We start from the raw sequence: 20,054 nt of genomic DNA on the forward strand, positions 1-20,054 counted from the left end.
CTAAGGGACGAAGCCGGTCGATGGGCGGACTTGGCCACCCTAGGCCCGACCGCTCGAGTACCCGAGGCGGAACCTCGCGGTCGGGCGCTCGTACCGGACGACCAGCCGCTCAGTCGTCGGTGGCGGAGGAGCTTCCCGGGCCCTGCCAGCCGCTGGCCGAGGGCCAGAGGACGGAGATGCCGAGGACCCGCTCGACGAGGTCGGGGATCCACGGCTCGTCGGGCGGCGAGGTGAGGACGACATGGAGCCGCTCGGGAGTCCCGCCCACCACTTGTCCGATCTCCCGGACACGTACGGCGCCGGACCGCACGGCGTGGTACGAGGTATGGCCGGCTGGGAGGACCTCGTAGACGATCGGACCCTGCTCTCCGGGCCGGAGGACATCGACGATCGACGAGTCCTGCGGCTTGTGGCCTGCCCCGAAGAGAGCCGCCATGAGCTGGTGGCGTACCGCCTCGTGCTGGAGGCACGTCCGGTCGGTCTCGGCCGCAGCCGCGAGCTCGGCCGTCAGGACGGTGGCTGGCGCGGCCACGGAAGACACCTCAGGAGAGTCCTTGCCCGCGAGCTTTGCCAGGGCGGCGATCGCCCGGTCCAGCCAGCCGCTGCTCTGCAGCACCTCGCCGAGCTGCTCCAGCTCGGTTGCGTCCGCTGACTGCACGGCGTCCGGAAGGTTGCGGGAGATGTCACGCAGTACCGTCAGGTCGGCAGAGGACGGGGATCCCAGGAGCCGCCAGACGGAGAGCCAGTCGGCCTGGTCGCGGCGGAAGCAGCAGCTGACCAGACCGTCGAGTGCCAAGACACTGGCGTGGGGCGGTTCGGTCGGGGAGTCGCCACCGATGGCAGTCAGCACTGTCAGCGCGCTCCTGCACCGCTCGGCCGAGCGTTCGGAGATCTCGTGGCGCCCGAAGTCGCTCGCCGACACGACATATACGCCGGAGCGGCGTCGCACGACCCAGACGTCCAGTTCCTGCCCGGCCCCGGGCACTCGGTCATCGGGCCTCAGCTTCAGGAGGTACCGCCGCTGCCGGTCCTCCGGCACCGGGGTGACCCTCCAGTGGAAGTGGTCGCCATGGGCGAGGGCGCGTACCCGCAGTTCGGTACCGGGTGCGAGTTCGTCCGCCTCTCCCAGACCGACCGCGGCAAGGGTCTCCGCGTCCAACGGGGTGGGCCTGCGGACGAAGAGCACCGAACTGCCGTCCGGTGAGAGGTTCCAGGTGCGAGAGGAGCCGAGGACGAGGTGATTACCTCGTGGCTGGGTCTCGATGTGACCGCCGGACAGGTCTGCCGCGAGCGCGTTGCGGAGCCGGTCCAGGAAGACGTCCGTCTGATCCGGCCGGTCCGAGGTGAGGTCGGCGAATGCGCTTCGGGTTTCGGCGCTCACCTGGATCTGTTCGACCGGCAGGGCGCGTACCGCCGCCACGTCCTGGAGAGCCGGGCCGCGGTCGGTGACAGCGAGCCTGGAGAACCTGTACCGGGACGGGACTCCGGCCAGGTACTGCGCCGGGCTCCGCTCGCCGTGCATGCTCCGGTAGCCGGTCAGGGCCGTTCCGTCGTGGCTCAGGACGAACCGGTAGCCGTTGAGATCGACGAGTCGGTAGCCGTCCGTCTGTTGTGCTTGGCGTCCATCAGTCAGAAACGTGGCGATCACGCCACGGATCTCGGCCTCGGCCTCCTGGTCGCTGCCGCTGTGCGCGGCCACGAAGGCCCGCACAGCGGCTCTGGTCACCCGGAGCCTGCCCAGGAACGCTTCCGTCGCGTCCAGCCCGGCCCCTGGGTCGGCGTCGGCAGGCACCCTGGGCAAGAAGCGAGGTGCCGCCCGGTCCGGAATCGAGCTCGTCCGGAAACCGCCGCAGGAACTGTCACGGCACCAGCCGTCGGCATTCTTCGTGGCAGCTCGCAGCGCTCCCCGTCGAGATGGAAGCGCGAGCAGACACAGCCCTGCGCCGGGTCGGAGGGGGACTCCGGGGCGGCATCGTCCGGTCCAACGGATGGTGACAGATCGGCGGCTGGCAGCATGACCGAAGGCAAGGGAGAGGTGTGCAGCACCATCAGTGTCTGGGTGCTTCTGGTCAGGGCCACGTACAGCTGACGCGGACCCTCGGCCCCGCGAGCCGTGATGGTCGCGGGTTCCAGTACGAGGACGTGGTCGAACTCCATGCCCTTTGCCTCACCGGCGGTCAGGACGGTCACCGCTTCCCGGACCTCGTCTGTCATCGCCTCCGCGGAGTCGACCAGGAGCCGGACCTGCTGGAGCCAATCCGAATCCTCAGGAACGACCAAGGCGATCGAGCGCTGGATGTGACCGTCCGATCCAGCCAGTCGTGCCGCGTGCGCGACCGCCTCGGCGAGGAGCTGCCAAGGCGTCGTCTCCACGATCCGCACGGGCTCCCCGTCCGCTTCCTTCACCGCAGCCGGGAAAGGAACGGAGGGGGCCACTGCCCACGCGAGCGGAGCGACGAACTCCATGATCTGCGCTGGCACCCGATAGCTGGTGGTGAGCTCTTCGAGGTGCCAGCCGCCCTCGCCCGCCAGGATCCGGCCGATCCGCTCCCAACTCGAATAACTGTGCGGTCCGGTGGCCTGCGCGAGGTCGCCGAGCACCGTCATCGACCCCTTCGGATTGCGTCGCCGCAGTGATCGGGCCTGCATGGGAGTCAGGTCCTGGGCCTCGTCCACCACGATGTGAGGGTAACGCTGCGGCGTATCACCCGAGATGAGGGTGCGTAGCTCTTCCAGGCACACCAGGTCGTCCAAGGTCCACGGCTCGTCCTCGGCACGCTCGGCGGCCGGGCGTGAGAGCAGCGCCTGCTCTGCCGCGTCGAACACTTCGGTAGCGCACTCGGCCAGCCTGCCCGACGAGTTCAGCAGGCTCCGCAGGCCTCCTCCGGGCTCAGGGGAGGCCAAGCGCGTTCGACGAGCGCGGCCACTTGGCGATGGCGCTCGATGCCCTGCCGAACGCCCCGGTCACGAGCGCGCTGGGGGAAACCCTGCCGCAGCGCGGCCAGCAGGAGGTCGACCAACACGTCGCGGAAGCGGTCCCGGCGGGCCCGGTAATGGCCGGGCCCGCTGCGGGCGGCCTCGAAGACGCGGCGGACCTCGGATGCCGGAACCCTCAGGGGTGCGCTGCCCAGGACGATGGTGAACATCGGCTCGTGGTGCTCGTCAGTTCCGGCGGTGATGGCGGCATCGACGGCGGCCGGCCGGCAGTTGCTCTCGACCCTGCGTCGCAGCACTTCCGCCATGCGCTCGTCCGACTTGATCCGCCGCACCGGCGGCGCGTCCTCGGCTCGCACCGTCCCATCCCAGAGGAGGGAGAGCTCGACGGCGGTGACGTTGCGCGTGCCCAGGGTGGGGAGGACCCTACCGACGTACTCCAGGAACCTCCGGTGCGGGCCGACTACCAGGATGTCCTGCGCCTGGAAGCGCTTGTTGTCGACGAGCCAGGTGACCCGGTGGAGGCCGACAGCCGACTTCCCGGTGCCCGGACCGCCCTGGACGACCAAGACATCCGTGGACGGGCCGGCCACCAGCGCCATCTGGTCGGGCTGGATGGTTTCGACGATGTCGCGCATGCGGCTGCGGCGGGCGCGATCGAGGTCCCGGAGCAGCAGGTCGTCCACGGCGGGCTGCCGGAGGCCGGAGCCGGGGGGCGAAGACGTCTCCGGGGGTCGGCACACCCGTCCCCGCGCCGGTGGCGGCCGGGACCGGCGGGGCTATCTCGTCGCGATAGTCCCGGACCCTCCGCTGGTCACAGTCCAGCCGCCGCCGCAACCGGACCTCTCCCGGGGCGTCCGGCGTGGCCAGGCGCCACGCAGTGGCGAGCTCGTTTGTCCAGGAGATGACGACGGTGTCGCGGTCTCGGCATCGTGCACTGTCCGACGTCCGATGTAGAAGCCCTCCGGCTCACCCGTCTCGTCCGACCGGGTGTCAACCCGCATCGTGACGAGGTTCTCGTCTTCCAGCCGGAACGCCTCCGCCCTGGCCAAGGACTCCACCCTGGCCGTGATGCCGTCCTTTCCGCTGGCTGCCGCCCGGGCCGACGCGTCGCCGGACAGTTCGGTGAGCTTGGCTTCGTAGCATGCGTACGCACGGTCGACCGCCCGCTGTTCGGTGGCGATGACAGCCAACCTCGATGACGTGCTCATGTGCGCTTCCCCTCCTGCGGGGGCAGCACTACGCGGCCACCCGCCTGCAGCCGCCACCTTGCCTACCAGGGCGTGCACGTACGTCGGGCCGGGAAAGCCACATTCGTTGTGGAAGCGTAGGGTTCCGGCTTCCGCGCCGCTGCAGCGGCTTCGGCTCCCTAAAGTCCCCGCTCACGCGGGGATGCCCCCGGGCGAGACGCCAACGTGTTGCTGGTCCTCGGTCTCCGGTGCCTAGGGTGAAGTACCAGTACACCGTCGGCCAGGGTGGGAAATCCTTCGGCAGCTGCCGCCACGCGCACCCGGTCCGCACCGCGTAGAAGATCGCGTCCACGATCCGCCGCCGCGGGTGCTTCTCCCCGCCGTCCGCCCTTCGGCCCCACCCTGGCTGGTGGCAGCAACGGCTCCACCAGTGCCCACTGCTCGCCTGCCTCATGGCACGGCAGATCTCAAACGCGGTCTGAGACACGAAGGGTCGAATTTCGGCCTGCGTCATTCGTTCCCTTCTCGCGCCGTGACTTCCTAGACGAACATCGCTCAAGCCTTTGGGTGCGTGCAATTTTTCCTACACGGAGCGGGGTTGATGGCGGCGTGAAAGACCATATTCGCCGATTGGTCGTGTCTGTCTTGTTGGCGGCGCTCGTGGCCAGCGGGGGCGCGCCCGCAGCCTCGGCGCGTCCCGGCCTGGGTCTGGCCGGTCCTTCGTCGAGTACTGGCAAGCCGCCCAAGGCAACGCCGGAGCCGCCCGTGCTGACGATGAAGCAGAAGCAGGAACAGGCAGGGAAGCTTGGAGGCGCCTCTGCTCCTGATCGGCCCACGCTTGCAGCGGCAGCACGTGTCGCCGGGCCGAAGACCCCGGGATACCGGCAGTTGACGGAGGCCGAGGTCCGCGTCGGCGGCAAGGGCGCGTCACAGAAGGCGACACCCAAGGCGGTGGCCCCCGCCGCGGCCGAGGCTGTCGCGGCGTGGGGTCCCGGGCATCCGTACATCGCGAATCTGCGTTCCTATGCAGACAATCTGCAGAGCGGCAGCACAGGGCTTTCTTGGTGCGCAACCTGGGATTTCAATCCTGACACTCCTTCCGGAATTCTCGGTGCCGGTCGCGGCGCGGTATCGGTGGTGTTCTACCGCGCGTCGGACAACGCGCAGATCGACGCCGCGCAGTGGTCGGTGTACGAGGCTACCGGCTGGTGCTCGCTGACGGCGCAGATCCAGCGGGACGTCAACTACTACGCGGTCGTCACGTACGCCTACAGTGACGGGACCTCCGATCAGCTCGTTTCGCCGTCGGCTCCGCCGGTGCCGATCTATGGGGTTCCGGCGAACGTGTCGCTGGCGTGCCCGGGTTCGCCGTCGAGTACCGGCATCGTGCTGGAGTTGGTGAAGTACTGCGGTGACCCGGTGAACACCTCCACCGGTGCGTTCGGTGAGGTGTTCACCGATGCGCAGGTGGCGGGGCCCGGTCAGGCGATACAGCTGACCCGGAGCTACTCGTCCGCGCTGGCCACGAGCGGCGTGTTCGGCAAGGGCTGGGCCTTCCCGTACTCGGCGTCGCTGATCGTTGGTCAAGCTGTGGTCACGTTCCGTTCGGAGGACGGCTCGCAGACCGACTACGCCGTCCAGGCGGATGGCTCCCTCGTCCCGACCCGGCCGTACGTCCACTCGAAGCTGCAGAAGACCGCCGGCGGGTACCAGCTGACGACCCCCGATCAGCACCAGGTGCTCTTCGACGCCACCGGGCGGCTGACGGCGATGCGTGATCCGGCCGGGGTCGGGCTGGCACTCGGCTACACCGGCAGTCAGCTGACCTCCGTCACCGACGCGGGCGGACACACCGTCACCTTCTCCTACACCGGCTCACTGCTCACCACCGCGACCCTCCCAGGTGCCCGGACCATCGCCTACGGCTACACCAGCGGCCGGCTGACCAGCGTGAAAGACCTTCGCGGACAGACCACGACCTTCGGCTACGACGCCGGCAGCGGACTGCTGACCACCGTCACCGACCCGCTCGGCAAGACGCGGATCACCAACGTCTACGGCAGCACGGGCCGGGTGACGAGCCAGACCGACGCCCTGGGCGCGAAGACCACGTTCACCTACGACGCGGCGAACCCCGGCACCACCTACGTCACCCACCCTGACGGTGGGATATGGACGCAGAAGTACACCGACGGGGTCATCAGCTGGCAGTCCGACCCGTACGGGAAGACCACCACCTACGGCTATGACAGCTCCCTCAACCGGACCTCGCTGACCGACGCCAACGGCAAGAAGGCCACGTTCACCTACGACGCAGCCGGCAACGTCCTGACCAGCACCTCCCCCGCACCGACGTCCGCCGTGAACACCTGGACCTACGACGCAGCCAACCACGTCAATACGCACAAGGACGCCCGCGGCAACACAACCGCCTACACCTACAACGGAAGCAACCAGCTCACCGCCACGACCGACCCCGCAGGCGGCAAGACCGCCTACACCTACGGCTCGCTCGGCCTGCTCGCCACGCTCACCAGCCCGCGCGGCGGCATCACGACCTACGGCTACGACGCCGCAGGCAACCGCACCTCGGTGACCACACCGCTCGGCGAGAAGACCACCTTCGCCTACGACTCCGCAGGCAGGGTCACCGGTAAGACCGACCCGCGCGGAAACCTCAGCGGCGCGACCCCCGCCGCCTACACCACCACCTACACCTACGAGCCCGGCGGCCGACTCGCCACGGCCAAGGACCCGCTCGGCAACACCACCACCTACACCTACGACGCCGACGGCCGACTCGCCACGGTGAAGGACCCGCTCGGCAACACCACCACGTACGGCTACGACGCGGCCGGCAACCGCACCAGCGTGAAGGACGCCGCGGGCAACACCACCGTCAGCACCTACGACTGGACCGGCAGCCCGACCGCCGGCACCGACGCGCTCGGTAACAAGACCACCTCCAGCTACGACAAGAACGGCCGCCTGGCCAAGGTCGTCACCGCGCGCGGGAACGTGTCCGGGGCCACCCCGGCCACCTACACGACCACGTTCGGGTACGACGCAGGCGGCAACCGCACCTCGGTCACCGACCCCACCGGAGCGGTCTCGGCCACCACCTACGACGAGGTCAACCGGCCCGTCACCGTCACCGACCCACTCGGCAACACCACCACCACGACCTACAGCCCCACCGGCCAGATCCTCACCGTCACCGACCCGACCTCCGCCAAGACCACGTACGGGTACGACACGCTCGGTCGGCTGACCAGTGTCACCGACCCGCTGGGCAAGATCACGAGCTACGGCTACGACGCCGGCAGCAACCGGACCTCGGCCACCACGTCCCTGGGCAACAAGACGACGTGGGCGTTCGACGCCGACGAACGCCTCACAAGCGTCGTCGACCCGCGCGGGAACACCTCCGGAGCCACGCCCGCCACGTACACCACCACCTTCGGCTACGACGCCGCGGGGAACCGCACCACCGTCAGGGACCCGCTCGGCAAGACCACCACGACGGCCTACGACGCCCTGAACCGGCCGACATCCGTCACCGACCCGCTGGGCCGCAGGACCAGCACCGGGTACGACGCCGCCGGGCACGTGACGACCGTGAGCGATCCGACCGGCGCGGTGACCACCAACGCCTGGAACACGGTCAACGACCGCACGTCCCGGACCGACGCGAACAACCACGTCACCACCTATTCCTACGACGCGCTCCACCGCCCCGCGACCGTCACCGACCCGCTGGGCAACAAGGTCAGCTACGGCTACGACCCCGAGGGGCACGCCACCACCTTCACCAACGCCCGCGGCCTGATCACCACCAACAGCTACGACCCGCGCGGCCTGCCGACCGGCACCACCTACTCCGACACCACCCCGGCCACCAGCCGGACCTACGACAGCGCCGGCCGGACGAAAACGATCACCGACGCCACCGGCACGCGCACCCTCACCTACGACAATGCGAACCGGCTGCTGACCACCACCGCACCGGGAGGCGGCACCGGATTCACCTACACCTACGACCCCCGCGGCAGCGTCCTCAGCCGCCAGTACCCCGACGGCGAGAAGCTCACCTACACCTACGACAACGACGGCCGCCGAACCCAGCTCACCGCCGACGGCGCCAGCACCACCTACGGCTACGACCCGGCCGGAAACCTCACCACCACGGCCCTGCCCGGCACCAACGGCTACACCGAGACCCGCACCTACGACCCCGCGGGCCGTATCGCTTCCATCGCCAGCACCAAGGGCACGACGACGCTCGCCTCCTGGCAGCTCACCCGCGACGCGGCCGGCCAGCCCACCAAAGTCGACGTCAACCGCCTCGGCCTCGGGACCGGAGTCCAGAACTACACCTACGACCAGGCCGGCCGCCTGACCTCGGGCTGCCCCGTCTCCCCGACCACCGTCGGCTGCGCTGCCGGCGCCCTCACCTACACCTACGACAAGGTCGGCAACCGCCTCACCCAGACCGACGCCTACGGCACCACCACCTACACCTACGACCCCGCCGACCAGCTCACCAAGAGCACTCTCGGCACCGGCACCGCCACCTACACCTACGACGCGGACGGCAACACCGCCACCGTCGCCACCTCCTTCAACACGACGAAGATCGCCAGCGGCGCCACCCTCGCGCCAGGCGCGATCGTGGCCTCCAACAACGCCCGGCTGATCATGCAGGCCGACGGCAACCTGGTCCTGTACCAGATCGACACCGGCCTCGCCGTCTGGTCCTCCGGCACCGCCGGCCACCCCGGCGCCCACGCCACCCTGCAGACCGACGGCAACTTCGTGGTCGCCGACTCCGCGGGAACCGTGCTGTGGAGCACCAACACCGCCGGCCACCCCGGCGCCATCGGCTGGGTCCGAGACGCAGGTAACTTCTACCTCTGGGACGAAGCCACCAGCACGACACTCTTCAACACCCCCGGCTGGCGCGCGGAGGCCAGCACCCACAGCACCACCTACACCTACGACGCCGCCGGACGCCCGACCACCGTCGCGGGCGCGGACACCTACGCCTTCACCTACGACGCCGACGGCAACCGCGTCACCACCAAGACCAACGGCGCCCCCTCACGCACCCTCGCCTGGGACATCAACAACCCCCTGCCACAGATCGCCACCGAGACCAACGCCACCGGCGCCCTGATCGGCGACTACACCTACGACCCCCTCGGCCAGCCGCAGAGCCAGCACAACCCCGGCGGCACCTACTACCACCACCGCGACTGGCTCGGATCCGTCACCGACGTCACCAGCTCCACGGGCGCCCAGCAGACCCGCACCACCTACGACCCCTACGGACGCTCCGGCACCGTCACCACCACCCCAGGCGCCCCGACCACACCCTTCGGCTTCGCCGGCCAGTACAACGACCCCACCACCCTGGGCAAGCAGTACCTCCGCGCCCGCACCTACGACACCGCCACCGGACGCTTCACCAGCCGCGACCCCATCCCGTCGCCGACCACCGCCCCGTACGGCTCGGCCTACTCCTACGCGGCCGACGCACCCACCATCTACACCGACCCCAGCGGCATGACCCCGCAGGACGCCGACCCCTCCAACATGAGCGTGGGCGAGGCCATCGGCAGCGGACTCGCCACCGGCGCCAAGATGCCCTTCGAATTCGTCGGCGACCTCTACAACGCCTTCACCGGCAACAACGGCGGAGCCGCCGCCTTCGCCGACAAGTACTTCCCCGTCCGCCCCGCCTACGCCTACTACGTCGCCGCCGCCAAACTTCGCGAATTCGGCTGCAACAACGTCGCCGACCAGGTCGAGAAGCACGCCGACGAACTCGCCCAGCAAGTCGCCGTCGCCACCCTGGGCGGTCTCGACGCCTGGGCCCAGCGCCGCTTCACCCCACGTGGCCCCAACGTGACGACCGCTTTGGGCATGAGCGGACTCGGAAGCGAGCTCACCCAGGACATCGCCCAGCACGGCGCAGTTACCGGTATCCCCGAGCTCAACCTCTGGGGACTGAAGATCAGGGACCGGGGACTCGCGTTCGAAGAGAAGATGGGCATGAGCAACCTGCCCGATGGCTTCAAGGGATTCGACCACTTCGACGCCGAGACTCACACCGCTATCAGCCTCAAGTCCCTTGATACCAGTGCTCCCAGCTACCAGACCGCTGCCGCCGTGTTCAACCGGTTGAAGGAAGGGATTGACAACGCTCAGCGCTACGCGGGCGATCACCGGCACCCGGACGTGCTTCCTCCTGGTGACATCAAGAACCGAGTGGTCTACGTGATCGTCAACGGAAAGGATCCACTCACTTCAGCCCAGCTTGGCGGCATGAAGCGTGCGGAAGACTACGCACATAACAATGGTGTCGTGCTGCTGTTCGGCACCTCGACAGGCTGACCGGGGAAGCTGGGAATGGGCTACGACTTTCACATCACTCGCGCGCAGGACTGGACCCAGAGCCCTGAGCATCCGATCAACATCACGGAGTGGGAGGAGCTGGCGGCTAACAGTCCACTGCTTGAGGAAGGCGCTCCATGGGAGTCGACCGACCTGGGCTTGGAAAGGACCTTCAACGTCCCCGGCGAGACCGCGGTGTTCGCATGGTGGCGAGGAAGGATCGACATCAAGGGGTACTTCAGTGACAAGACCGAGGAGGCCGCGAAGGCCATCGCGGAGGCACTCGGCGCGCATGTGCTCGGTGATGACGACTAAAATCTGAGTCAGCTCGTTGGAGAGCCCCTGCCCCGTGCAGGGGCTCTCTGCGTATCCTGGGGAAGCGGGTGATGTCCATCCCCTGGAAACGTAGGGGCCTTCGCCCAAGGCCGGGAAGTTAACGGATTTCCGCTGGTTGCAAGGCCGTTGGTGTCCAAGCTGTCGCTGCGTAGAGGCCAGGCCCGATCTTGTGGATGAGGCCGCTGTCGGCCCATCGGGAGAGCTGCCGATACATGGTGTGCAGGTGACGTCGCCGAAGTGGGCGGCGATCTCTGCGGGTCTCCACAGCCGGGTCGGGTCGTCCTCGAGGAGGGAGAGGATGCGGTGTCGTCGGCGCTGGGCAGGGACGGTGTACCGGTCGTCGCGGGAGGCCGCGGGCAGAGGCAGCTGTTCGGGGTCGGGTTCGAGGACGGTGACGGCAAGGTCGGTGATGGTGCGGCTGCGATCAGGGCGACCGTCGTTGCGTCGCTCGCTGTACCGGGACATCGGGGACTTGACCTTGCGAGTGCTGGTCCGGTGACGGCGGGGCGCAAGGAGGCGGGCCAGCACCCGTCGGCCGATCAGTCCGAGGGGGTAGGGATCAGCGGGGAGGATGCCGGCGGCCTGGACGACTTGGTCGCGGGCGGTCTGGATGGCCACGGTGAAGCAGCAGCGGTCAGGGTCGGTGCTCGGGACGGACTCGGCGGCCTCAACCATCACGGTCCGTAGGGCCTGGTAGAGCGTGAGCAGGGCCCACATCTCCTGTTCGAGGCCGACCCGGTCGCCTGAGCGAAGGTTGCGCCCGGCCAGGATCGTGTGGCGGAGCGCGTAGTACGCGCTCTCGTGTTCCCAGCGCTCGTGGTAGAGGCTGATGAGTGCCGTGGCGGGGTGGCGGCGAGCGTCGGTGAGGGTGGTGACCAGCCGGTAGGAGCCGGTGAAGGCGGTGCCGTCGGCGCAGGTCACCGTGATCTCGGCGTCGATGACCCGGACCGCGACGGTGCCGATCACCGACAGGTAGGAGCCGTCGTGGAGACGGGCAAGGACCGGGGTGCGCCGGTTGCTGCGGAGGCGGCCCGGTACCTTCGCGCCGGTCGCGGTCACCTGGGCGAGGAAGGCGTTGGCGTCGAAGCCCTTGTCCCACAGCACCAGCATGTCCGGCCTCAGAAGGTCCAGCAGCTGGCAGGCGTAGGCGGTCTCGCCCACGTCAGTGGGGCCGAACACCGCGCCGATCAGGGACCTCGTCCCGGTCTCGACCAGCGTCATCAATTCCAGCGTGGGATAGCCGTGATGAGGCGTCCGCCCGAGCCATGCCCGATTGCGCGGCGCATCGGGCACCCGCAGCGAGCTGCAGCCATCGAAGGACACGGTCCGATAGGCACCGAAGCGCACCCCCGACGTCGTCGGGCGGGCCAGGGGACCGGAGAGCACCTCGAACAGTGACCGCACCGGCACGGCCCCCAAGCGACGGCGAAGGTCCCGTAGTGCCTTCGCACTTGGCGAGGCCACCGGCATCCCGGCCAAGCCGGCGGTGAGCTTGTCCCAGACCAGCCGGTAGCCGACCTCGGGGAACAGGCACATCGCCAGTGGGAAGTACATCCCGACCCGGGACGGTAGATCGCGCAGTCGCCGCTGCACCGTCCGCGTCTCCGCCAACACCGCGTCCACGAGCTCGAACGGCACCACGGCGGTCAGCTCTCCCAGGTGGCCAGGCGCGAACCGGCCCGCGGCCACGGTCACCGAACGGGTGATGGTCGTGAGCCCGGAGGACAGGGCAAAATGAACCCGCAACGGAGCTCCTCACGTACAAGCTGTCTTGGTCGACTGCCTGTACCAACGAGCTCCGTTGTGCTTTTGCCTCGAACCCTCAACTGGCTTGCATGACCTGCGAAAACGCTAACTTCCCGGCCTTGGGCGAAGGCCCCTCTACAGCCTGCAGCACCTCGGCTACGTGATCCCGCCGCAGGCCGACGCCGGCTGGGTCGGCCCGGCCGGCCCCGGCCCGTCCTACCTGGACGAGGGCTCCGGAGGGCCGGAGAACGACTTCACCAACCGCAACACCACCTTCATGACCTGGAACCTGATGCACCTCGCCCGGATGCTCAAGGACGCCGGCGGCATCCCCGCCCACGGCAACCAGCGCTCCGAATGGGACGCCGGCTGCCGCTTCGACTTCGAGAACCCCGAACACAGGTGAGATCGGCGCTGCCGGCAACCTCGACCGGATCCTGGGCCGACCCAGGCTAGGCGCCCGCGCGCCGGGGCAGCTTCCAGCCGGGGCGGGGGAAGTGACAGGTGTAGCCGTTGGGGAACTTCTGCAGGTAGTCCTGGTGCTCGGGCTCGGCCTCCCAGAAGTCCCCGGCCGGGGTGACCTCGGTGACGACCTCGCCCGGCCACAGGCCCGAGGCGTCGACGTCGGCGATGGTGTCCTCGGCGACCTGCTTCTGCTCGTCCGTGAGGTAGAAGATCGCCGAGCGGTAGCTGGCACCGATGTCGTTGCCCTGGCGGTCCTTGGTCGACGGGTCGTGGACCTGGAAGAAGAACTCCAGCAGGGCCCGGAAGTCCGTCCGGGCGGTGTCGTAGAGCACCTCGATGGCCTCGGCGTGATTGCCGTGGTTGCGGTAGGTGGCGTGCGGGACCTCCCCGCCGGTGTAGCCCACGCGGGTGGACAGCACCCCGGGCTGGTGGCGGAAGAGCTCCTCCATGCCCCAGAAACAGCCCCCGGCAAGGACGGCCTTCTCGGTCGCCATGGTCTTCTCCCTCAGTGACTGGCATCGGTTTGCGCTGGTACTGACAACCAACGAGGCCACCGTATTCCTGCGTACCCGCCGACAGGCCCTCGTCCGGGTTCCGCAAGGACGCGGAGGACCGGCCGGTTCAGGGCGTGATCGACGTTCCCGGGCGCAGGACGGCGTCGAGGGAGGTTGCCGTCGTCGCGTCGAACCCGGCCGTCAGGGCATCCGGCCGTCGGCGAGCCGGGCCGCGGGTGGGCACAGCGCGTCGCCCCGGGCAGCGGGCAGGGCCGTTGTCCGTCGGCGACCCCCGGATACGGCGGTCGGCGAATGTCGCTACCGCCCACGGCCGGTGCTGCCTGTCCCACCCCGGCCCCTCCGCACCGTCACCGACCGTCGCGCGCTCCGGGCGCGTACGCCCCGGTTGCTGAACGGCGGACCCGACTCCGTGCCTTCGCCGTACGACGCCCGGCCGCTCACGCGGCCGGACCCGGGACGGCCGACGCGCTCCACGATGCGCGCCTCCCGCCGGTCCCGCCCGGGGAGCCCAGGGCCTGGGCAGGGACCTGCTTGGCCGAACCCACCCCGGGGCGCCCGGCCCGGCTGGCTCCCCGGCGCGGCCGGACCGTGGTGCGTCCCCCCGGTCCCCTGACGCCTCGCCGCCGGCCCTCCGGCCTTGCGCGGGCGCAGCCGGTGAGGCGCCCTCCGCCCGAACGGGTTGCCCGGGCGTGGGGTCCAGCCCCGGCGGCATCGTTTCTACCAGGGTTCAGCGATGCCTGAACCGTTCGTTCTGATCCTTCCGGTCCTGGTTCCGCCCCGTTGTGCGACCTGCGGGTGCGACACACAGGGCACGCGGGCCGGGTCGGGCAGCACGGTGCGCCGTACCCGCCGCAGGACGATGCGCAGGGCGCCGACGGGCCGATCGCTGTTCGGGCCGGACGACCCCAGGGCCGCGGTGTCGGTGCGCGGCCCGCGCCCGAGGGCGAACGGACCGCCTCGACCCCGAGGCGGCCTGCCGCACCGACCCGCGGCAACGGCCGCCCGGCAGGCAGCAGGGCCCGCCGGGCCCGCTCGACGCGGGAAGGCACGCAGCGGGCATGAAGGACAGGTTCGCCGCGACCTCGGCCTACACGGTGTTCGTGCTGCAGGGCGGGGCGCTGGCCGGTCTGCGCCGACCGGCCTGGGTGCTGGGGGAGAACCTGGTCTTCGCGGTGGCGAAGGCGCTCGCCCCGGCCCTGTGCGCGGCGCTGGCCGTCGAAGCGGGGATCCTGCTGGCGCGGGCGGGCGGGCTGGTGCTCGCCGTCATGGTGGCGAACGTCGTGCTGTCCGCCCGCGCCCTGCCGGCCTCCCGCCCCGCCCCAGGCAGCGGTGCTCACGCCGCCGGTGCCCGGGCCGGTCGGATGGCCCGCTACGCCGTGGCGGACTACGTCGGCCAGCTCGGCCGGACCGCGGTCTCCAAGTCCCTGCCACTCCTCCTGGGCCTGCTCGGCGCGGAACAGGCCGCCTGCCACTCGCTGGCGTACCTGGCCACCGACACCCTCTACCAGGCCGCCTACGCCATGGGTCAGTCCCTGACCGTGGAGGGCGCCGCCGAACCGCACCGCCTCGCGGAGCACGCCCGCCACATGCTCCGCCACACCGCACTCCTGATCACCCCGCCGCCGTCGTCGCGGTGGCCGCGGCCCCTGGATCCTCGACCTGTCCGGACCGGACTACGCCGAGCACGGCACCACGGTGCTGCGGCTGACGGTGCTGTCCGCGGTGCCGAACGTGCTGTTCGGCGTCGCCGTGCACGTCGCCCGGGTCCGCCAGGCACTCGTCTTCCTGACCGGTCTGCAGCTTGCCTTCGCGGGCCTGCTGCCGGCCCTCACCGTGGTGCTGCTGCCCCGCTACTGCCTCACCGGCATCGGTGTCGCGTGGCTGGCCACCGCCTGCGTCCTCGCGGTAGCCCTGGCGGCCACGGCCCGACGCTGGCTGTCCCCCCGCGCCGTACCGGCCCTGAGCCGGCGTTCCGATGGTCGGCCCGTTCTCCGTCGGTACGTCGGTCGGGCGGGGGGTCAGCGGTGTCCCGGAGACCGCCGGCGCGCCCGGTGGCTGCGCAGGTTCGACCACGTCGAGTGCCGGCCGGCCCGGACACCGTGCGGGGCAGCGGGCGGCACGGGGTGCGAACGCGATGGCGGTGCCGCTGGGTGGTGGGCGCGTTCCGTCGTCGTCATGAGGGGGCCTCCACCGGCAGTCCTTCTTCGAAGCGCAGGTACCGGTCGACCGATCGGGCCAGGACCTCGTTGCCGTCACCCGTGACGACGCGGTCCCACCACGCCCCGTGGATCCGCTCGAAGCGGTAGCCGGTGAGCAGTTCTCCGGCGGCGCGCACGGCGTCGGGGCGCTCCGGGATGTGGTGGGTGTAGCTGTACATGATCGTGATCCGGCGGCGGTCCGGGCAGACGTTGACCACGTCGCCGGTGAACAGCGCGCCCTCCCCGGTGTTCCGGTGCATGACCGTGCTGCCCGGGAAGTGGACGCCGGGGTTGATCAGCGTCAGTTCGTCGGTCAGCCGGTGGGTCCGTCCGCTCCAGAAGTGCAGCGGGGGATCGGGGCGCCCGACCCACCGGCGGTCGGCCTCGTGCAGGTGCACGGGCGCGTCGAAGGCGTGGGCCACTCGACCATGGCGGAGTAGAGGTGCGGGTGGCTGATGACGATCGCGCTGATCCCGCCGGGCTCCTCCACCTCGTGGACCACCGAGTCGTCGAGGTAGGGCACGCAGTCCCACAGCACGTTGCCGTCTGCCGCTTCGACTTCGAGGACCCCGAACACCGCTGAGCCGGGCCGCCGGCAGCCGGCGGCGTCGGGCCGGCCGTGGTGGTGTCGGTGGGGGATGGCAGCATGACGGGCCGGGTTCCGGTTCTCGGGAGGAAGTCATGCGACAGCGACTCAATCTGATCCTGCTCGGTGTGCGCGATGTCGCCGCCTCGGTCGCGTTCTACCGGGCGCTGGGGTGGCGGAGGTCCACGGCGGGATCGGACGAGTTCGCGCTGTTCGAACTGGGCGGGGTCGCGGTCGGGTTCCAGTCCCGGGCGGCCTTCGCGGCCGACGCCGGTCTGCCCGACCGGGAGCCGGGCGGATTCGCCGGCTTCGCCCTGGCGTACGTGGCCCGCAGCGCGGAAGAGGTGTACCGGGTGATGGCCAAGGCCGCCGAGCTGGGCGCCACCGTCACCCGCCCGGCCGGCCCGAATCCCTGGGGACACAGCGGATACTTCACCGATCCCGACGGCCACCTGTTCGAGGTCCTCCACGAGGACGGTTGGATCTTCGACGAGCACGACGACCTGGTGCTCTGACCATCGCGGAAACCGACCGGCTCCCAGGCCGGCCACCCCGACGGCTCGACCCCTCCCGCCGGGGCGACCACGTCGCCGCCGTGCACGAGGACCTGCGCCGGTTCCTCGCTGAACAGGCCGTCGAAGTCGAGTCAGGCCCGTCGAGGAACGGACGGCGCTCCGCCGCCTCGTCCCAGGGGATGCTCTCCCGAGCGGTCGTCAGTTGACGGAACGGCATCCCACTTCCCCAGCCCCGAGGTCGCGAAGAACGAACCCCGGCGGTACCTGTTAGCCTGCGTACATGTCAGACCTGGGGCACATCGCCTGGCCGCCCGAGCCGATCAGGACCGAGAGGCTCGTGCTCCGCGCGCCCGAGGACCGGGACCGGGCGGCGTTCGTCGATCTGCTGGCGTCGCCGGAGGTGCACACCTACCTCGGCGGCGCCCGGCCGCGTGACGAGGTGGAGCGCGGGATCCGTGAGGTGCCCGGGGTGCCCGAGGGGTGGCCCGGGAGTTTCGTCGTCGAGCTCGACGGAGCGATGATCGGTCAGGTCCTGCTCAGGAGGGCGACGGAGCATCGTCGCCCGGCCGCGGTGGGGAAGGCCGATCTGGGGTACCTGTTCCTGCCGCGGGCGTGGGGGTTCGGGTACGCCGCGGAGGCGTGCCGGGCGGCCCTCGGCTGGTTCGACGGTGTCTTCCCCGGCGAGCCGGTGGTGCTCACGACCCAGAGTGCGAACGTCGGTTCGATGCGACTCGCGGCGAAACTGGGGTTCATCGAGGTGGAGCGGTTCCGGGCCTGGGACGCCGAGCAGTGGCTCGGCCTGCGGTCGGCGGTCACGCCGCCGGTGTGAGCCGGAGCCCGTCCGCCGGCGGAGGGGCCGGAAACGGCGGACGAGCCGGAAACGGCGGACGGCCCGACGCCGGACGGGGCCCACGACGGACGGACCCGCGGTGGACGGGCCCGACGAGAAGGGCGCTTCTCGTCGGGCCCGGGCCGGGATCAGGCGACGGTCCGGCAGACCGTTCCGTTCAGCCGGAAGACCGTCGGGGACGGGTTGGCGCCGTTGTTGCCGCCGATGAAGCCGAAGTTGACGGAGTTGCCGCCGTCGGGGGCGAGCCTGGCGTTGTACGCGCCGTTGGTCACGCGGACGTGCTGCCCCTCGGAGGTGATGTCGGCGTTCCACCAGGAGTCGGCGGACTGCCCGGTGGACGGCCAGTCGAAGTCCAGTGTCCAGCCGTTGATGTCCGCCGGGCCGGGGTTGCTCACCACGACGTCGGCGACGAAGCCGTTGCCCCAGCCGGTGGTCACCTGGTACGCGACGGTGCAGGTGCTGTCGTCGGGGGTGCCGGTGGTGAAGGTGAGCGGTTCGGAGGGCCGGGAGAGGTGCCCCGCCTGGTCGCGGGCCAGCACGTTGACCGTGTGCCGGGAGCCCGGCGGCAGGTTGTGGAGCGTGGCGGAGGTGCCGGTGGACGAGCCGAGCAACTGGACGGTGGTGCCGAGCTGCTCGTAGACCTCGTAGCGGTCCACCGCGCCGGTGGCGGCCGGCCAGCTCAGGGAGGCGGTGTCGGCGCCGACCGCGGTGGTCCGGGGCGCACCGGGGGTGCCGACGGTGGCGGCGGACGAGCCGGTGCCGCTCTTCGGGTGCACGGTCAGCACGGTGACGGAGTAGGGGGCCAGGGTCGCCGAGGAGGAGGTGGCGGTGCCGGTCGCGTCCACCAGGCCGTCGTCGCCCGGTGCCCACCGCTGGACGGAGGGAGCTGCGGCACCCGCGGTGAAGCCCGGGTACCGCAGGTCCACGGTGTGCTCGGCGGAGGAGCTCTTGTTGAGCAGCAGGACGCTGAGGTCGCCGTCGGCCCGGAGCACCGCGTGGGAGGAGACCTCGGGGTCGGAGGTGCCGGAGGCCACCATGCTGTCGCCCGGGTCGCCGAGGGCGCCCAGCGCCTTGATGCCCCAGTAGGGCGCGAACGGGGTGTTCACCGCGGGCTCGCAGACGCCGCCGGAGCAGCTGCCGTTCGACAGCATGCCCATGTCGCCGTGGTCGGTCTCACCGCCGACCGTGGTGACGGCGCCCGCGCCGTTGTGGGTGTCCCACCAGTCCACGGTGAAGACGCCGTTCTCCAGCGCCGTCATCACGGCCTCCGCGGCGAACAGGCCGTTGGGGCGGCTGGTGAAGGCGCCGCTGCCGGAGTCGGAGTTCACTTCGGTCATAGCGATGCCGATGCGCGCGGAGTCGGCGCCCGCGTACTGGTCCAGCAGGGTGCGCACCTGGCGGAGCTCGCCGGGGAGTTGCTGCACGGCGGCCAGCGACTGGTCGCCGGTGCCGGTGTCGGGGTACCAGTGGACGCTGACGAAGTCGACGTCGTGGGCGACGGCGGCGAGCACGGTGTGGTTCCAGTCGCCGGTGTCGCCGGCGGCCACGATGCCGTCCGGCCAGTTGCCGGGCATGGTGAGCACCGCGCCGATTTTGACGGTGGGGTCGACGGCCTTCATGGCCGCGGCGTACGCCTTGACCTCCCTGGCGTACTGGTCGGGCGTCTTGTCGGCGTGGACGTCGTTCTCCCAGCCGCTGCCGTAGACGCCGTTGCCGTAGATCTCGTTGCCGATCTCCCAGTACTTCGCCCCGTAGTCCTTGGTGACGTTGGCGTACCGGACCCAGTCCGCGGCCTCCAGGGCCGTGCCGGAGCCGTAGTTGGCGATCAGGATCGGTTGGGCGCCGGTGGCCTTCACGGTGCCCATGAAGGCGTCGAAGTCGGTGCCGGGGGCGACGTACCCGCCCGGTGCGGTGTTGTCGACCCAGTGGTAGATGTCGGAGTAGGAGCCGCCCGGGTAGCGCAGCGCGCCGATCCCGGCGGCCTTGTACAGGGAGACCACCCGGGGGTCGTTCATGTACGAGTCCCAGACGGCGGTGTTCGCGCCGAGCGCGGTGGAGCCGACGGTGCCCAGACCCGCGCTCGCGTTGACCGTGACGGTGGTGCGGCCGGTGGCGGCGGGGTCGGCCGCGACGGCGGGGGCGGACAGCGGCAGTGCCGCGGCCACCACGGCCAGGGCGGCCGAGGCCGTCGCGGCGAGGGGACGACGGGGCCCGTCTGGTCTGCTGCGGAACGGCATGACGTGTTCCTCCCGGGGGATGCGCCGGCCCGGGGGGCACGCCGCGGGCGGGACGGTGGACGGGGGCTGTGCGGCGTGCGGTGCCG

Annotated in this window: 12 protein-coding genes and 2 pseudogenes; 4 read left to right on the forward strand and 10 right to left on the reverse strand. The window is 70.4% G+C overall.

Annotated features, from left to right (window positions below; translation table 11 throughout):
- Nucleotides 1-109 precede the first annotated feature (109 nt).
- The 5 genes and pseudogenes from AB0442_RS03220 to AB0442_RS03240 form a co-directional block, all read right to left on the reverse strand.
- Nucleotides 110-1,726 carry a hypothetical protein gene (locus AB0442_RS03220; RefSeq protein WP_366160265.1) on the reverse strand — a complete coding sequence of 539 codons (1,617 nt, stop codon included), beginning with the start codon at nucleotides 1,724-1,726 and terminating at the stop codon, nucleotides 110-112.
- The gene (locus AB0442_RS03225; protein ID WP_366160266.1) at nucleotides 1,723-2,826 is read right to left on the reverse strand and encodes an ATP-binding domain-containing protein; all 1,104 of its coding nucleotides are present in this window, start codon (nucleotides 2,824-2,826) and stop codon (nucleotides 1,723-1,725) included. Before AB0442_RS03225 ends, AB0442_RS03220 begins: the two co-directional genes overlap by 4 nt.
- A 35-nt stretch (nucleotides 2,827-2,861) precedes the next feature.
- On the reverse strand, nucleotides 2,862-3,620 hold the full coding sequence (locus AB0442_RS03230; protein WP_366160267.1) for a UvrD-helicase domain-containing protein: 759 nt from the start codon (nucleotides 3,618-3,620) through the stop codon (nucleotides 2,862-2,864).
- 93 nt (nucleotides 3,621-3,713) lie between these two features.
- The gene (locus AB0442_RS03235) at nucleotides 3,714-4,145 is read right to left on the reverse strand and encodes a hypothetical protein (RefSeq protein ID WP_366160268.1); all 432 of its coding nucleotides are present in this window, start codon (nucleotides 4,143-4,145) and stop codon (nucleotides 3,714-3,716) included.
- A 238-nt stretch (nucleotides 4,146-4,383) separates the two neighbouring features.
- Nucleotides 4,384-4,555: pseudogene (locus AB0442_RS03240) on the reverse strand (transposase); the annotation flags it as partial.
- A 706-nt stretch (nucleotides 4,556-5,261) separates the two neighbouring features.
- Here AB0442_RS03240 and AB0442_RS03245 point away from each other — a divergent pair.
- On the forward strand, nucleotides 5,262-10,520 hold the full coding sequence (locus AB0442_RS03245) for a DUF6531 domain-containing protein (RefSeq protein WP_366160269.1): 5,259 nt from the start codon (nucleotides 5,262-5,264) through the stop codon (nucleotides 10,518-10,520).
- Here AB0442_RS03245 and AB0442_RS03250 read toward each other — a convergent pair.
- A complete protein-coding gene (locus AB0442_RS03250) occupies nucleotides 10,434-12,602 on the reverse strand; it encodes an IS4 family transposase (protein WP_366160270.1) in 2,169 nt (722 codons plus the stop codon). The two genes, AB0442_RS03245 and AB0442_RS03250, sit on opposite strands and share 87 nt — an antisense overlap.
- 133 nt (nucleotides 12,603-12,735) lie before the next feature.
- On the opposite strand from AB0442_RS03250, the pseudogene AB0442_RS03255 reads away from it, so the two are divergent.
- Nucleotides 12,736-13,008: pseudogene (locus AB0442_RS03255) on the forward strand (flavodoxin family protein); the annotation flags it as partial.
- A 46-nt stretch (nucleotides 13,009-13,054) separates the two neighbouring features.
- Here AB0442_RS03255 and msrA read toward each other — a convergent pair.
- From msrA to AB0442_RS03270, 3 genes are all read right to left on the reverse strand, one after another.
- The gene (gene msrA / locus AB0442_RS03260) at nucleotides 13,055-13,561 is read right to left on the reverse strand and encodes a peptide-methionine (S)-S-oxide reductase MsrA (RefSeq protein WP_366160271.1); all 507 of its coding nucleotides are present in this window, start codon (nucleotides 13,559-13,561) and stop codon (nucleotides 13,055-13,057) included.
- A 1,108-nt stretch (nucleotides 13,562-14,669) separates the two neighbouring features.
- On the reverse strand, nucleotides 14,670-14,849 hold the full coding sequence (locus AB0442_RS03265; RefSeq protein ID WP_366160272.1) for a hypothetical protein: 180 nt from the start codon (nucleotides 14,847-14,849) through the stop codon (nucleotides 14,670-14,672).
- Between the two features lie 906 nt (nucleotides 14,850-15,755).
- Nucleotides 15,756-16,202, reverse strand: coding sequence for a hypothetical protein (locus AB0442_RS03270; protein WP_366160273.1), 447 nt, complete (start codon nucleotides 16,200-16,202; stop codon nucleotides 15,756-15,758).
- 259 nt (nucleotides 16,203-16,461) lie between these two features.
- Between AB0442_RS03270 and AB0442_RS03275 the strand changes: the two genes are divergently transcribed.
- Both AB0442_RS03275 and AB0442_RS03280 read left to right on the forward strand, forming a co-directional pair.
- Nucleotides 16,462-16,881: a VOC family protein gene (locus AB0442_RS03275; RefSeq protein WP_366160274.1), complete on the forward strand. Its 420-nt coding sequence runs from the start codon at nucleotides 16,462-16,464 to the stop codon at nucleotides 16,879-16,881.
- A gap of 280 nt (nucleotides 16,882-17,161) precedes the next feature.
- Nucleotides 17,162-17,710, forward strand: a complete 549-nt coding sequence (locus tag AB0442_RS03280) for a GNAT family N-acetyltransferase (protein ID WP_366160276.1) — start codon at nucleotides 17,162-17,164, stop codon at nucleotides 17,708-17,710.
- A gap of 149 nt (nucleotides 17,711-17,859) precedes the next feature.
- On the opposite strand, the gene AB0442_RS03285 is transcribed toward AB0442_RS03280, so the two are convergent.
- Nucleotides 17,860-19,968 (reverse strand): cellulose binding domain-containing protein, encoded by a 2,109-nt coding sequence (locus AB0442_RS03285; protein ID WP_366160277.1) that lies wholly within the window; start codon nucleotides 19,966-19,968, stop codon nucleotides 17,860-17,862.
- Between the last annotated feature and the right edge of the window lie 86 nt (nucleotides 19,969-20,054).

Origin of the sequence: Kitasatospora sp. NPDC085895 (genome assembly GCF_040702125.1) — a bacterium.
GTDB classification, from domain to species: Bacteria; Actinomycetota; Actinomycetes; order Streptomycetales; family Streptomycetaceae; genus Kitasatospora; species Kitasatospora arboriphila.